The organism is Streptomyces sp. Je 1-369 (assembly GCF_026810505.1).
GTDB lineage: Bacteria > Actinomycetota > Actinomycetes > Streptomycetales > Streptomycetaceae > Streptomyces.
In genome coordinates, this window is sequence record NZ_CP101750.1 from 400,876 (window position 1) to 415,143 (window position 14,268).

The following is a 14,268-nucleotide window of genomic DNA, read 5'->3' on the forward strand; positions in this document are numbered from 1 at the left end:
CAACTTCCCCCGCACTAGCGTCCTTTGGCATGACAGCATCACGGAGGACCGCGCGCAGACGCGCCCTTGCCACCGCCCTCGCCCTCTCTCTCGCCGTTCCCCTCGCGGGCGGCGCGACCGCCTTCGCCGCGACGCCGGACGGCTCCGGCCACGCCTCGGCGGGCGCCGCCCCGTCGGGCAGCGAGTCGAACGACAAGTCGACAGCCGCACTCCGGCTGCCGCGCCCCACCGGCCCGTACGCGGTCGGACGCGACACCCTGCACCTCGTCGACAGGAGCCGTCCCGACCCGTGGGTGCCGTCGGCGGGCGCGCGTGAGCTCATGACGTCCGTGTACTACCCCGGGCGGCACGGAGGCGGGCACCCCACCGCGTACACGTCGGAGAAGGAGGCGCGGCTCCTGCTGGAGTGGTGGAAGAAGGAGGAGCTGCTGCCCCCCGCCGCGTACGCCGCCACCCGCACCTTCGCGCGCACCGGGGTGCGTCCCGCGCCGGGCAGGTTCCCGCTGATCGTGCTCTCCCCCGGGTTCACCGCCCCCCGCTCCACGCTGACGCACCTCGCGGAGGACCTGGCGAGCCGGGGCTTCGTCGTGGCGACCGTCGACCACGCCTACGAGTCGGCGGGCACGGCGTTCCCCGGCGGGCGCGTCCTCACCTGCCAGGCCTGCGCGCCCGTCGACGAGCCGGGCGGCGGCGAGCTCGCCACGAAGGGGCGGGCCAAGGACATCTCGTACGTCATCGACCGGCTGACCGGCGGCAAGAACGCCTGGCGGCACGCCCGCGTGATCGACGGGAAGCGGATCGGCGCGGGCGGGCACTCCATCGGCGGGTCCGCCGCGCTCGCCGCCATGACGTCCGACCGGCGCGTGCGGGCCGGCATGAACATGGACGGTCACTTCCACACCGGCCCCACCGGCCTCGATGGCCGCCCGTTCCTGATGCTCGGCACCGAGACCACGCACACGCCGGGCGTCGAGGACGGCAAGAACTGGGACGAGACCTGGGAGGGGCTCGACGGCTGGAAGCGGTGGCTCACCGTCGAGGGCTCGGGGCACTTCACGTTCACCGACGTGCCCGTCCTCGCGGGGCAGGCGGGTGTGGACGACCCCGAGGTGCCGCTGTCGGGTGAGCGCTCCGAGCAGATCACGCGGGCCTATATCGGCGCGTTCTACGAGCAGCAGCTGCGCGGCACCCCTCAGCCGCTGCTCGATGGGCCGACGTCGGGGAATCCCGAGGTGACCTTCCAGCGGCGCTGACGGGCCGCCCCAAGGGGTGCAGGCCGCGCATCGTGAGCCGCCGGGCCGGGCGAGGCCCCGGCGGCACACGGCTAGCATGTAACACATGAACGAGATACCTGACCCTTACGAGCTGCGCGCGGAAGTGCCGTCCGTCGAAACCTTCCGCCGCCTGCGCACCGGCGCCGGCCTCTCCGACAGGGCCCCCGAAGCCGTCGCGCTCGCCCTGCCGAACACCTGGCACGGCGTGGTGCTGCACCACGAGGGCGAGGCGATCGGCATGGGCCGGATCATCGGCGACGGCGGCACCGCGTTCCAGCTCGTCGACATCTGCGTACACCCCGCCCACCAGGGGCGGGGCCTCGGCAGGCGCATCATGACCGCGCTCACCGAGGAACTGGAGCGGCGCGCTCCCGCGACCGCCTACGTCTCGCTGATCGCCGACGGCCCCGCACGCTTCCTCTACGAGAAGTTCGGCTTCGCGGACACCGCGACGCACGACTCGATCGGCATGTACCGCTCGATGCCCACGCGCTGACGCAGGCGAGGTTGGTCCGCACCAACTCCTTGACGCGGCCCCGGAGTCTGCCTTAAATCAAGTACTGAACGAAGTGAACGCGACGGATCGTGCGCCGCGTTCACTTCTCGATACTTGTTTGTCATGCACATGCCCCATGCACGCACCCCCGCCCCCCACGCGAAGCGATGTGATGACAGTGCCCACCTCCCTCAGCCGCCGTACCAAGCTCGGCGCGCTGGCCCTTGTCTGCGGCGCCGCGAGCCTCGGCGTACTCCCCACCGCCTCGGCGGAGAACGCGCCCTCGGCCTCGACCCGCTCCGCCGCACCGAGGGCCGCCACCTTCAGCGACGACTTCAACGGCCCCGCGGGCGCCGGGGTCGACGGCGGCAAGTGGCAGATCGAGACCGGCGACAACGTCAACAACCACGAGCGGCAGTACTACACGTCGGGCAACAAGAACGCGGCCCTCGACGGCCAAGGCAACCTGGTCATCACCGCCCGCAAGGAGAACCCCGGCAACTACCAGTGCTGGTACGGCCGTTGTGAGTACACCTCGGCCAGGCTCAACACCTCAGGAAAGTTCACGAGCACGTACGGCCACGTCGAGGCCCGTATGAAGGTGCCGCGCGGCCAGGGCATGTGGCCCGCGTTCTGGATGCTCGGCGCCGACATCGGCAACGTGGGCTGGCCGAACAGCGGCGAGATCGACGTGATGGAGAACGTCGGCTTCGAGCCGTCCACCGTCCACGGCACGCTGCACGGCCCCGGCTACTCGGGGTCGGGCGGGATCGGCGCGGGGTACACGCTGCCCGGCGGGGAGGCGTTCGCGGACAAGTTCCACACGTTCGCGGTGGACTGGTCGCCGAACAAGGTCACCTGGTCCGTGGACGGCCACGTCTACCAGACCCGCACCCCGGCCGACCTCCACGGCAACCGGTGGGTCTTCGACAAGCCCTTCTTCCTCATCCTGAACCTGGCGGTCGGCGGCTACTGGCCCGGCGACCCCGACGGCAGCACGACCTTCCCCAAGCAGCTGGTCGTCGACTACGTCCGCGTAACCGGCGGCAACGTGGCTCCGACCGGCATCTGAGGCCCGCCGCGGGCACGCTTCGGGGTCTGACAACGGCACCCTTACGGGGCCCGGCCGGGCCCCGACCGGAGTCCGGAAAACCGGTGACCCAGGCCACTTCGAGGGGTCCGCGGCTGTGAAGCCCCTCATAGGGGCCACGTCACATGCTAAGGACGGTAGTAGCCGCCCGAGGCCTCCGTCAGGGGCCTCGGGCCGCGCGGGGCAGGGTCTCACCAGGGCTTCTTCGTACCGCGGTAGTACGTCACATCATTGCGTCCGATCTCGGGCGCCGCTAACCCTGGTTGAGTCTTCGGGACGCCCGGGATCGCACATCAGGCAGTCGCCTGCTCGGTCCGGCGCCCATCTCGTCCCCATCCAGGAGTTGCACCCGCATGTCCCAGCCCCGCACCGCCCGCACCCGCAAGTTCTCCGTCGCCGGCATCGCCGCCGCGGGAGCGGCCGCCGCCGCCCTGACCCTCGTCCCCTCCCCCGCCCACGCCGCGGAGCCCGCGCAGGCCGCCGCTGCCGCGCCGCACGCCGCCGCGGGCGACAAGAAGTACCCCGAGAACCTCGACGGCTGGATCCGCGAGTCCCTCGACATCATGAAGTCCAAGGGCATCCCCGGCTCCTACGAGGGTCTGCACCGCAACATCATGCGTGAGTCCGCCGGTGACCCGAACGCGCAGAACGGCTGGGACGTGAACGCCCAGAACGGCACCCCGTCCAAGGGCCTGCTGCAGGTCATCCAGCCGACCTTCGACGCCTACCACGTCGACGGCACCCCCCATAACCTGACCGACCCGGTCGCCAACATCACCGCGGCCGCCAACTACGCCGCCGACAAGTACGGCTCCATCGACAAGGTCGACTCCGCGTACTGAGTCCCGGACCCCTGAGTTTCCCGGACACCTGATTCGCGAAGAGAGGCAGCGCATGCCGCACGAGAGCCAGCACGAGCACCCGGCACACCCGGCGGACGGCCCCACGGTGCCCGCCTACGGGCCCGCCCGGGTCCGCGGCTCGCGGCGCAAGCCCCGGAAGAAGGCCCTGCGGTACGTCGCGTGGGGCGCCCTGGGCCTGGTGCTCGCCGGTGGCGGAGGCGTCGCCTACGCCTGGCAGCACCTCAACGGCAACATCCAGGGCACGGACGTGGACGCCGCTCTCGGCCACGACAGGCCCGCACAGCAGCGGGACGGATCCATGAACATCCTCCTGCTCGGATCCGACTCACGGGCGGGAACCCACGGCCGGTACGGCACCGGCGTGAGCGGGGCCCGTGCCGACACGGCGATGGTCCTGCACGTCGACAAGACCCACCAGAAGGCCTCGGTCGTCAGCATCCCGCGCGACACGATGGTGAAGCGACCCCAGTGCACGACGTCCCACGGCGGCGGCGCGGGCGCCCAGCAGGCCATGTTCAACTCGTCGTACCAGGTGGGAGGGCCCGCCTGCACCGTGAAGACGGTCGAGCAGATGTCGGGCCTGCGCATGGACCACTACCTCGAAGTCGACTTCAAGGGGTTCCAGAAGCTCATCGACGAGCTCGGCGGCGTGGACATCACCACCCACAAGGCCATCAAGGACCCCAACAGCGGTCTCTCGCTGACCGCGGGCAAGCACACCCTGAAGGGCGAGGACGCCCTGGCGCTCGTCCGCACCAGGCACGGGGTGGGTGACGGCAGCGACCTGGGACGCATCCAGCTCCAGCAGGCCTTCATCAAGGCGCTGATCCACCGCGCCAACACCGTCGACCCGCTGAGCAGCCCCGCCAAGTCCTACGACCTCGCGGACACCGCGACCAAGACGGTCAGCGCCGACTCCGACCTGGCGTCGGCCGACAAGCTGCTCGGTCTGGCCAAGGAGCTGAAGGGCATCAGCCCCGACGACACCAACATGGTGACGATGCCCGTCACCTACGACGCACAGGACGCGGGCCGGGTCCTGCCGCTCGACAAGGCGTCGCACCGGGTCTGGAACGCGCTGCGCCAGGACGAGCCCATACCGAAGTCCGCGACCGAGCAGTCGGTGGGCGACAGGACGGACTCGCCGGTCTCGGCGGGTTCCTGAACCTTCGACCTCCACCTCACGTAGAGCGTCGTACTCCACTCGATACGGACTCGATACGGTCAGCGGACCGGCTTCGACAGAATCCGTGCACATTCTGTGCGCGTTTTCTGTTATCGAGGCGGGCGCAGGGCGTCTCCCCTGTGTCGGAGGAGACAGGCCCCCCACAAAGAGAGTGGACACAGCGTGAGCAGCGAACGCCACATCGCGATGATCAGGGCAGCGCAGGACGGGAACCAGCAGGCGCAGGACGCGCTGGTGGCGGAGTACCTGCCGCTGGTCTACAACATCGTCGGACGGGCCCTGAACGGCCATGCGGACGTGGACGACGTGGTGCAGGAGACCATGCTCCGTGTCCTCGGTGGCCTGGACGGCCTGCGCGGCCCGGAGACGTTCCGCAGCTGGCTCGTCGCCATCACCATGAACCAGATACGCGGGCACTGGCGCGAGCGCGCCTCCGGCGCGATACCCACCGGCGGCGGTCTCGCCGACGCGTACGACGTGGTGGACCCGGGCGCGGACTTCGTCGATCTGACCATCACGCGGCTCGGACTCTCAGGGCAGCGCAGGGAGACCGCGGAGGCCACGCGCTGGCTGGACGAGGACGACCGGGCGCTGCTGTCGCTGTGGTGGCTGGAGTCCGCGGGCGAGCTCACGCGGCCGGAGGTCGCCGAGGCGCTGGAGCTGTCCCCGCAGCACGCGGCGGTACGGGTACAGCGCATGAAGGCCCAGCTGGAGACGGCACGCGTGGTCGTACGTGCACTGTCCGCCAACCCTCCGTGCGGGGGCCTCCGGCAGATCACCGCGGGCTGGGACGGGGTCCCGTCGGCGCTGTGGCGCAAGCGGCTGGCCCGTCACGCCCGCGACTGCGCGGTCTGCGAGGGCCACTGGTCGAACCTGGTGCCCGCCGAGGGGCTCCTGGTGGGTCTGGGGCTCGTGCCGGTGGGCTACGCGCTCGCGGGTCCGGTCGTGCCGCCCGATCTGATCGAGGTCGGCTCGGCGTCCGCGGCGTCCGGCGACGGTTCGTCCGCTCCGGTCTCCGCGCGGGCGCGGGCCCGCCGTGACCGCGCCAGGCGGCGCCGTCGTACGACGGGAGTGGCCGCCGCGGTCGTGGCTCTCGGCATCGGTGGCGCCGCGGTACACCTCCTCACGAGCCCGGACGCGGACGAGAGCACGCCGTCCACCGCCGCCGCACCCGCCTCACCCACCACCCCCTCGGCGTCGAAGAGCGCTTCCCCCTCCGCCTCCCCCAAGCGCTCCGCGTCCCCCAGCGCCAAGCCGAAGCCGAAGCCGAGCAAGACGAAGAAGAAGGCGAAGCCCTCGCCGACCCGCACCTCGGCCGAGCCGAGGCCGAAGCCCAAGCCCGAGGCGCCCGATCCGAAGCCCGCGCCACAGCGGCCGAGCGGCACCGCCGAGCAGGTCGTCGCGCTGGTGAACACGGAGCGTTCGAAGGCGGGCTGCGGCCCCGTCCGCTCCAACGCCAAGCTCGCGACGGCGGCCACGAAGCACTCCGCCGACATGGCGGCCCGCGACTACTTCGACCACACGAGCCCCGACGGCACGGACCCCGGAGACCGCATCACCGCGGCCGGCTACCGCTGGAGCACGTACGGCGAGAACATCGCCCGCGGCCAGCAGAGCCCGGCGTCGGTGATGGACTCCTGGATGAAGAGCCCGGGCCACAAGGCCAACATCCTGAACTGCGACTTCAAGGAACTGGGCGTGGGCATCCACAACGGCTCGGGCGGCCCGTGGTGGACGCAGGCCTTCGGCACGGCGCTCTGAGGTGATGTCGCCGATGTGACGGCACCGGTGATTTCGCCGATGTCTGTACACCGTCATCAGCGCCACGGTGGGGACCGCCAACGAAACGGCGGTCCCCACCAGGGCGCTTTCCTCTCTCCGCATGCCGCCCCGCATGCTGCCCCGGGTGGTTCCCGCCACGACCGAGAGGACCCCCCGTGCAGCTGCACGTCTTCTCCCGCCCCGTGGTGCGGGCCTGTCTGGCCGCCGCGGCCGCCACCGCCGCACTCTTCGGCACCGGCCTCGCGCCGGGGGCCCAGGCCGCCGCGGACAACCCCTACGAGCGCGGCCCCGACCCGACCGTCTCCAGCATCGAGGCGCCGCGCGGCTCCTACGCCGTCTCGCAGACCACCGTCTCCTCGCTCGGGGTGTCCGGGTTCGGCGGCGGCACCGTCTACTACCCGTCCTCGACCTCCGACGGCACGTTCGGCGCGGTGGTCATCTCGCCGGGGTTCACCGCCTACCAGTCGAGCATCGCGTGGCTCGGGCCGCGGCTCGCCTCGCAGGGCTTCGTGGTCTTCACCATCGACACCCTCACCACCCTCGACCAGCCCGCCAGCCGGGGACGCCAACTCCTCGCCGCGCTCGACTACTTGACCAAGTCGAGCTCGGTGCGCAACCGGGTCGACGCGTCCCGGCTCGGCGTGATGGGCCACTCGATGGGCGGCGGTGGCACGCTGGAGGCGGCCAAGAGCCGTACGTCGCTCAAGGCGGCGATCCCGCTGACCGGCTGGAACCTCGACACGACCTGGCCCGAGCTGCGGACGCCGACGCTGGTCGTGGGCGCGGACGGGGACACCGTGGCCCCGGTCTCCAGCCACTCCGAGCCGTTCTACCAGTCGCTGCCGGGCTCCCTGGACAAAGCGTACCTGGAGCTCAACAACGCGAGTCACCTCACGCCGAACACGTCCAACACGACGATCGCGAAGTACAGCATTTCCTGGCTGAAGCGGTTCATCGACAGCGACACACGCTACGAGCAGTTCCTCTGTCCGCTGCCGAAGCCGAGCCTCACGATCGAGGAGTACCGCGGCAACTGCCCGCACACCTCCTGATCCTGCCCCTCCCCCAGCGTCATGACGGCCGTCGTCCGGTGCCGGGCGGCGGCCGCCCTTGTGCCCGTGCACACCGTGGCGCGGACGCCGCTGGTGACGTGCCCAGAGCCGCGGACGTGGGGCTTCCGGGCGGTATTACGCGACAGTAACGTGCGGGCGTGACCCTACAGATGTCGCCCGAACCGTTCGGCCGCCGCGAGGAGATCGCCGCCGTGGAGTCCCTGGTGGGACGCGTACGGGCGGGCCACGGTGGTGTGCTCGTGCTGACCGCGCAGCCCGGTTTCGGGCGTACCGCGCTGGTGGAGTACGCGCGGGCGATCTGTGGCCCTGTCCCATCGGTGCGGCCGACCGTGCCGACTCGGCTCACGAACGAGGCCGGAGGGCCGCGGCTGGTCTGTGTCGACGACGTGCACCGCTGGGATCCCGCGTCCCGTGCCGCTCTCGCCAGGGACCTCCGCGGGGCGTCCACCTCGCCCCCCGTGGCCGTACTGCTGACGCTCGCGGAACACCGCGTCGGAGCGGACGAGTTCGCGGGACTTGCGACGCTGCGGCTGGGGCCGCTCGACGACGGCGCGGCCGCCGCGCTGCTCGACCGGCTCACCCGGGGCACCGGCGACCCGGTGGTCGGTGCCTGGCTGGTCCGCGAGGCCGCCGGGAACCCGCGACTGCTCACCGCGCTCGTCGCGGCCCTCACCCCCGGCCAGCTGACCGGCCGCACGCCGCTGCCCGACCCCCTGCCGGGCGGCGAGGACCTCCTCGGCGACCACGCACTCCGCGTCGACGAGCTGCCCGGCCCCGCACGCGACCTGCTGCTGCTCGCCGCGGCGGCCGCGGAGCACGAGCCCGACGGCGCGGGCGCGGACCTCGCCCTGGTGCTGCGGGCAGGCGGCGACCCCGGGGGGCTCCCTCCCGCCGAAGCGGCCGCGATCGTGGTCAAGGCGGGCGGACGGCTCCACTTCACCGACCCCTTGCTGCGCCGGGCGGTGCTCCGGCGTGCCCCGCTGGCCCGTCGCAGAGCCGCCCACCTCCGCCTCGCCCGTGCCGGTCGCGACCGTCTCCCGCGCCTGATCCAGCTCGCCTGCGCGGCGGACGACCACAACGCGCGGCTCGCCGCGTCTCTCGCCGCCGCGGCCGCCGCGCACCGACCGCACGCCGAGCGCTCCACGGCCCTGGCCCGCGCCGCGGCGCTCACCGCCGACACGGAGTCGCGTACGGACCTGCTCGCCGAGGCGGCGGAAGCGGCCCGCCTCGCCGGGGATCCCGTACGGGCCCGCGCGCTGCTGGCGCGAGCAGGCGCCGTCCCCGCGCACGGTGGCGTCCACCGGGTACGCGGACTGCTCGCCCTCGCCGACGGCCCGGCCGACGACGCCAGGGAGTCCCTGCTCACCGCGGCGGCGCTGCTACCGCCCGCACGGGCCCGCCGCGCGCTCATCGGTGCGGCGGAGGCGGCGTGGGCGATGGGCGACGCGGCCGCGTACCGGGAGGCGATGACGCGCTTACCGGTCTGCGACGACGACCCGACGCTGGAGGCGTACCGCACAGGAATGTGCGCGGTCCTAGCGGGCCGCACGGCAGAAGGACACGCTCTGCTGCGCCGCTGCTTGGGCGTGCTGCGGGGGGCGGGCGCCCTTGGTGCTGCCACTCGGACACGAGAGGCCTACGGGGCAGGCTTGCCCGGGGGGTTGTTGCGGGCCGGGGCCGCCGCTCTTGTGGTCGGGGAGGTTGAGACCGCCTGCGAGGCCGGGGTACGGGCGCTCGCGGTCGTGCGCGCCTACGGACCCGAGGTTCTGTTGCCACGCGCGCTGGAGCACCTGGCCTACGGCGAGCTGCGCGCGGGACGCCACACCAGCGCCCGCGCACACGCCCTCGAAGGACTCAGGACCGCGCACCGGATCGGGCAGCCCAACGTCGCCGTGTCGCTGCACGCCGTCCTCGCGCTCGCCGCGTCCGTGGAAGGGGACGCCGAAGCCTGCGCCTCGCACGCGGCGGCCACGGCGGCGGGCGCAGGGCCGCACGGTCTCACGCAGGCCGCCACCCTCGCCGTCTGGGCCGTCGCCCGTACGGAACTCGCCGCGGGACGTCCCGCCGACGCGGCGGCGCGGCTCGGCCCGCTGGTCGCTCCCGGGCCGCGACGCGGTCACTTCGCCGTGCGCATGCTGGCCGTCCCCTGCTTCGTGGAGGCGGCCGTCCAGGTGGGGCGCGTCGCGGAGGCCCGGCGCGCCACCGCGGAGTTCACCCACTGGTCCGAGACGACCGCGGACGGGCTCACAACGGCTCAACTCGCCCGCTGCCGCGCCCTGTTGGCACCTGCCCAGCTGGCAGCGGCAGCCTATGAAAGCGCGGTCGCACACCACGACCGCCTGCCGGGCGAGTTCGAACGCGGCCGTACGCAACTCCTGTACGGGCAGTGGCTGCGACGCCGTCGCCGTACCCGCGAGGCGCGCGGGCCGCTGCGCGACGCGCTGGTCTCCTTCGAGCGGTGCGGGGCCCGCGCCTGGGCGGACCGCAGCCGTGCCGAACTGCGTGCCGCGGGCGAGGCGGTCGCGGGAGAGCCGAGCCCGGGGCCGCTGGCCACGCTGACCCCGCAGCAGCAGCGCATCGCCCGCCATGTCGCGGAGGGCGCCACCAACCGGGAGGTCGCGGTGCGCCTCTCGGTGAGCCACCGCACGGTCGACCATCACCTGCGCAACGTGTTCGCCGCGCTGGGCGTACGGTCCCGCGTCGAGCTGTCGCGGCTGCTCGCCGGAGAAGGCGGCGTCGTCCCCGTCGGATGAGGCCGAGCTGTGCGCCCGCGACAACGGCGGACGTGCGGTGATGGCGGCTGTGGCCTGCGCGCCGTTCATGCCCTTGCCGGGCGGGCGGGGCGAGAGCCTCCCTACCGCCCGAAACAGTGCTTGTTTCACGTCGCAGCAAGGTGCCAGGAAACCCCGCAGGCGCACCTCTGGGGCGTTTTGAGGGACTTGACGCAGGGGGGATGGGCTCCCGGGGGGTTTGAGCCTTACAGGGCCACTCAGGGGTACTCACACCCCTTCGGCGAACCTCACTCTCGGTATTCTGGACAGCGTCCCAGCAGTCGACGATCCCGAGGCTCACGAGCCCCGGGGTCCTATTTGCGCTGCCATGCCCGAAAGAGAGCATTCGTGACCATTTACGACGACACTCGCCTCGCCACCGGCTCGTACGACGCCCACGCGATCACCGTCCTGGACGGCCTGGACGCCGTGCGCAAGCGGCCCGGGATGTACATCGGCTCCACGGGAGAGCGGGGGCTGCACCACCTGGTGCAGGAGCTCGTGGACAACTCCGTGGACGAGGCCCTCGCGGGGGTGGCCGACCGCATCGACGTGACGATCCTGGCCGACGGCGGCGTGCGGGTCGTCGACAACGGCCGCGGCATCCCCGTGGGGATGCATCCGGTGCAGAAGCGGCCCGCCGTCGAGGTGGTGCTGACCGTGCTGCACGCGGGCGGGAAGTTCGGGGGCGGCGGGTACGCGGTCTCCGGCGGTCTGCACGGCGTGGGCCTGTCCGTGGTCAACGCGCTGTCGACCCGGCTGTCGGCGGAGGTATGGACCGACGGTCACCGGTGGACGCAGGACTACAGGGACGGTGTGCCCGTCGCCCCGCTCGCCCGCCACGAGGCCACCTCGCGGACCGGCACCTCGCTGACGTTCTGGGCGGACGGCGACATCTTCGAGACCACCGCGTACTCCTTCGAGACGCTGGCCAGGCGCTTTCAGGAGACGGCCTTCCTCAACCGAGGACTCACCCTGACCCTCAGCGACGAACGGCGCGCCGCTCGGGCGACCGCCGCGCCCGACGAAGCCGACGCGACCCCGGCCGCGAGGACGGTCTCGTACCGCTACGACGGCGGCATCACCGACTTCGTCGCCCACCTCAACGCCCGCAAGGGCGAGCCGGTCCATCCGTCCGTCATCACCCTCGCCGCCGAGGATCCGGAGCGGCTCCTCTCGGTCGAGGTCGCCCTGCAGTGGAACGGCCAGTACACCGACAGCGTGTACTCGTACGCCAACGCCATCCACACCCACGAGGGCGGCACCCACGAGGAAGGCTTCCGCACGGCCCTGACCACCGTGGCCAACCGCTACGCGCGGGAGAGGAAGCTGCTGCGGGAGAAGGACGCGAACCTCTCCGGCGAGGACATCCGCGAGGGCCTCACCGCGATCATCTCGGTCAAGCTCGGCGAGCCGCAGTTCGAGGGCCAGACCAAGACCAAGCTGGGCAACTCCGAGGCGCGCACCTTCGTACAGAAGGTCGTCCACGAGCATCTGACCGACTGGTTCGACCGGAACCCGAACGACTCCGCGGACATCGTGCGCAAGGCGGTCCAGGCGGCGACGGCCCGGGTCGCGGCCCGCAGAGCGCGCGACCTGACCCGCCGCAAGGGGCTGCTCGAGACGGCGGCGCTGCCGGGCAAACTGTCCGACTGCCAGTCGAAGGATCCGGCGCTGTCGGAGATCTTCATCGTCGAGGGCGACTCCGCCGGGGGCTCGGCCAAATCCGGCCGCAACCCGCGGTATCAAGCCATCCTCCCGATCCGCGGCAAGATCCTCAATGTGGAGAAGTCGCGCATCGACAAGATCCTGCACAACCAGGAGATCCAGGCGATCATCTCCGCGTTCGGCACGGGCGTACACGAGGACTTCGACATCGCCGGGCTCCGGTATCACAAGATCATTCTGATGGCGGACGCCGACGTCGACGGCCAGCACATCAACACCCTGCTGCTGACCTTCCTCTTCCGCTTCATGCGCCCGCTGATCGAAGAGGGGCACGTATACCTCTCCCGCCCGCCGCTGTACAAGGTCAAATGGAGCCGGGACCACGTCGAGTACGCCTACTCCGACCGCGAACGCGACATGCTCATCGAGCAGGGACGGCAAGCCGGGCGCCGGGTCAGGGACGACTCCATCCAGCGCTTCAAGGGGCTCGGCGAGATGAACGCCGAGGAGCTCCGCGTCACCACCATGGACCCCGACCACCGGGTACTCGGCCGGGTCACCCTCGATGACGCGGCCGTCGCCGACGACCTCTTCTCCGTCCTGATGGGCGAGGACGTCGACGCACGCCGCCACTTCATCCAGCGCAACGCCAAGGACGTCCGTTTCCTCGACATCTGACCCCGGCACCGCGTATGGCCGAAAATCGCTCAACTCCCCTACGACGAGCAACCCCGTCACATGTCGCCCGGTCCCCCACCCTCGACGAACCCGTCGACCGAAGGGACAGCGCATGTCAGCACGGACCTCTCTGGCAGGAATGGCCGCGTTGGCTGCCGTGGCGGCGGTGACGGCGGGGGCTCTCGTGGCACCCGCCGTGGCGGCCCCGGCCCCCGCGCCTCCGCATCCGCACGGCGCGGCCGGCGGCCGGCACGCGCCGACCCAGCGGGCCATGGACGCCGCCGTCGAGGACGGCGTCCCCGGAGTGACGGGCCAGGCGAAGGACGCGTACGGCACCTGGAACGGCACCTCGGGCGTCGGCGACCTCACGACCGGGAGACCGCGCGGCCCGCGGGACCACTACCGCATCGGCAGCGTCACCAAGACCTTCGTGGCGACGGTCCTCCTGCAACTCGCCGGAGAGGGAAAGCTCGACCTGGACGACACCGTGGACGACTGGCTTCCCGGCCTCGTGCGGGGCAACGGCCACGACGGGAAACACATCACCGTCCGCCAGCTCCTCAACCACACCAGCGGCATCTACGACTACTACGCGGACGACGACTTCGCGGCCTCCTTCCGCCTGCGCGACGGCTTCTTCGAGCACCGCTACGACACGTGGCGCCCGGAGCAGCTGGTGGCGGTCGCCATGCGGCACGAGCCGACCTCCGCCACGCCGGGCAAGACCTGGCACTACTCCGACACGAACTACATCGTCGCCGGAATGATCCTGGAAAAGGTCACCGGGCACGCGTACGCCGACGAGGTCCGCACGCGCATCATCGAGCCGCTCGGACTGCGCGGGACCACGATCCCGCGTACCGGCGCGGGCATGCCGCGGCCCAGCAGCCGCGCGTACTCGAAGCTCTCCGACGACAGCACGGGACCGTCGTACGACGTCACGGAGTTCAACCCGTCCGCCGCCTGGACCAGCGGCGGCATGATCTCCGACTCGGCGGACCTGAACCGCTTCCACGCGGCCCTGCTGGGCGGAAGGCTGCTGCCCGAGCGGCAACTCGCCGAGATGACGACGACCGTCCCCATGAGTGCGGAGCATCCGGAGGCCGCTCGCTACGGACTCGGCATCGCCGTACGCAAACTGAGCTGCGGTCAGGAGGTCTGGGGCCACCACGGCGGCATCCTCGGCTCCACCACCGAGTCGGTGGCGACCACGGACGGTCGCCACGCGCTCTCCTTCAACTTCAACGCCGACTGGACCGGCGACAGCGACGCGGTGATCGAGGCCGAGTTCTGCGGGTCCCGGAAGGGAGCGGGCCGCCACCGATAACGCGGGTCCCTGGAACCCCGCACGCCCCGCGCGGCGTCTTGGATGCAGTCACCACGGAAC

10 protein-coding genes are annotated in these 14,268 nt (G+C 71.7%); all 10 read left to right on the top strand.

Annotation, left to right across the window (positions count from 1 at the left end; all coding sequences use genetic code 11):
* Positions 1 to 29: 29 nt before the first annotated feature.
* Positions 30 to 1,253: an alpha/beta hydrolase family protein gene (locus NOO62_RS01820; protein WP_268769111.1), complete on the top strand. Its 1,224-nt coding sequence runs from the start codon at positions 30 to 32 to the stop codon at positions 1,251 to 1,253.
* 85 nt (positions 1,254 to 1,338) lie between these two features.
* Positions 1,339 to 1,770 carry a GNAT family N-acetyltransferase gene (locus NOO62_RS01825; RefSeq protein ID WP_268769112.1) on the top strand — a complete coding sequence of 144 codons (432 nt, stop codon included), beginning with the start codon at positions 1,339 to 1,341 and terminating at the stop codon, positions 1,768 to 1,770.
* Between the two features lie 172 nt (positions 1,771 to 1,942).
* Entirely contained in the window at positions 1,943 to 2,842 is a 900-nt protein-coding gene (locus NOO62_RS01830; RefSeq protein WP_268769113.1) for a glycoside hydrolase family 16 protein, read from the top strand.
* Positions 2,843 to 3,213: 371 nt separating this feature from the next.
* Complete coding sequence (locus NOO62_RS01835) at positions 3,214 to 3,702, top strand: transglycosylase SLT domain-containing protein (RefSeq protein ID WP_268769114.1); 489 nt, start codon at positions 3,214 to 3,216, stop codon at positions 3,700 to 3,702.
* Between the two features lie 52 nt (positions 3,703 to 3,754).
* Positions 3,755 to 4,888, top strand: a complete 1,134-nt coding sequence (locus tag NOO62_RS01840; protein ID WP_268769115.1) for an LCP family protein — start codon at positions 3,755 to 3,757, stop codon at positions 4,886 to 4,888.
* A 183-nt stretch (positions 4,889 to 5,071) separates the two neighbouring features.
* On the top strand, positions 5,072 to 6,670 hold the full coding sequence (locus NOO62_RS01845; RefSeq protein WP_414930753.1) for a sigma-70 family RNA polymerase sigma factor: 1,599 nt from the start codon (positions 5,072 to 5,074) through the stop codon (positions 6,668 to 6,670).
* Between the two features lie 176 nt (positions 6,671 to 6,846).
* Entirely contained in the window at positions 6,847 to 7,743 is an 897-nt protein-coding gene (locus tag NOO62_RS01850) for an alpha/beta hydrolase family protein (RefSeq protein ID WP_268769116.1), read from the top strand.
* A gap of 170 nt (positions 7,744 to 7,913) precedes the next feature.
* A complete protein-coding gene (locus tag NOO62_RS01855) occupies positions 7,914 to 10,517 on the top strand; it encodes a LuxR C-terminal-related transcriptional regulator (protein ID WP_268775434.1) in 2,604 nt (867 codons plus the stop codon).
* 366 nt (positions 10,518 to 10,883) lie between these two features.
* Positions 10,884 to 12,881, top strand: coding sequence for a DNA topoisomerase (ATP-hydrolyzing) subunit B (gene gyrB, locus NOO62_RS01860; protein ID WP_268769117.1), 1,998 nt, complete (start codon positions 10,884 to 10,886; stop codon positions 12,879 to 12,881).
* A gap of 112 nt (positions 12,882 to 12,993) precedes the next feature.
* Positions 12,994 to 14,208, top strand: coding sequence for a serine hydrolase domain-containing protein (locus NOO62_RS01865; protein WP_268769118.1), 1,215 nt, complete (start codon positions 12,994 to 12,996; stop codon positions 14,206 to 14,208).
* The last annotated feature ends 60 nt before the right edge of the window (positions 14,209 to 14,268 follow it).

Excerpts from the sequence above, each read along its gene's own strand:
- NOO62_RS01835 (WP_268769114.1), top strand. The coding sequence starts at position 3,214 with ATGTCCCAGCCCCGCACCGCCCGCACCCGCAAGTTCTCCGTCGCCGGC.
- NOO62_RS01855 (WP_268775434.1), top strand. The coding sequence starts at position 7,914 with ATGTCGCCCGAACCGTTCGGCCGCCGCGAGGAGATCGCCGCCGTGGAG.
- NOO62_RS01840 (WP_268769115.1), top strand. The coding sequence starts at position 3,755 with ATGCCGCACGAGAGCCAGCACGAGCACCCGGCACACCCGGCGGACGGC.
- NOO62_RS01865 (WP_268769118.1), top strand. The coding sequence starts at position 12,994 with ATGTCAGCACGGACCTCTCTGGCAGGAATGGCCGCGTTGGCTGCCGTG.
- NOO62_RS01825 (WP_268769112.1), top strand. The coding sequence starts at position 1,339 with ATGAACGAGATACCTGACCCTTACGAGCTGCGCGCGGAAGTGCCGTCC.
- NOO62_RS01830 (WP_268769113.1), top strand. The coding sequence starts at position 1,943 with ATGACAGTGCCCACCTCCCTCAGCCGCCGTACCAAGCTCGGCGCGCTG.
- NOO62_RS01820 (WP_268769111.1), top strand. The coding sequence starts at position 30 with ATGACAGCATCACGGAGGACCGCGCGCAGACGCGCCCTTGCCACCGCC.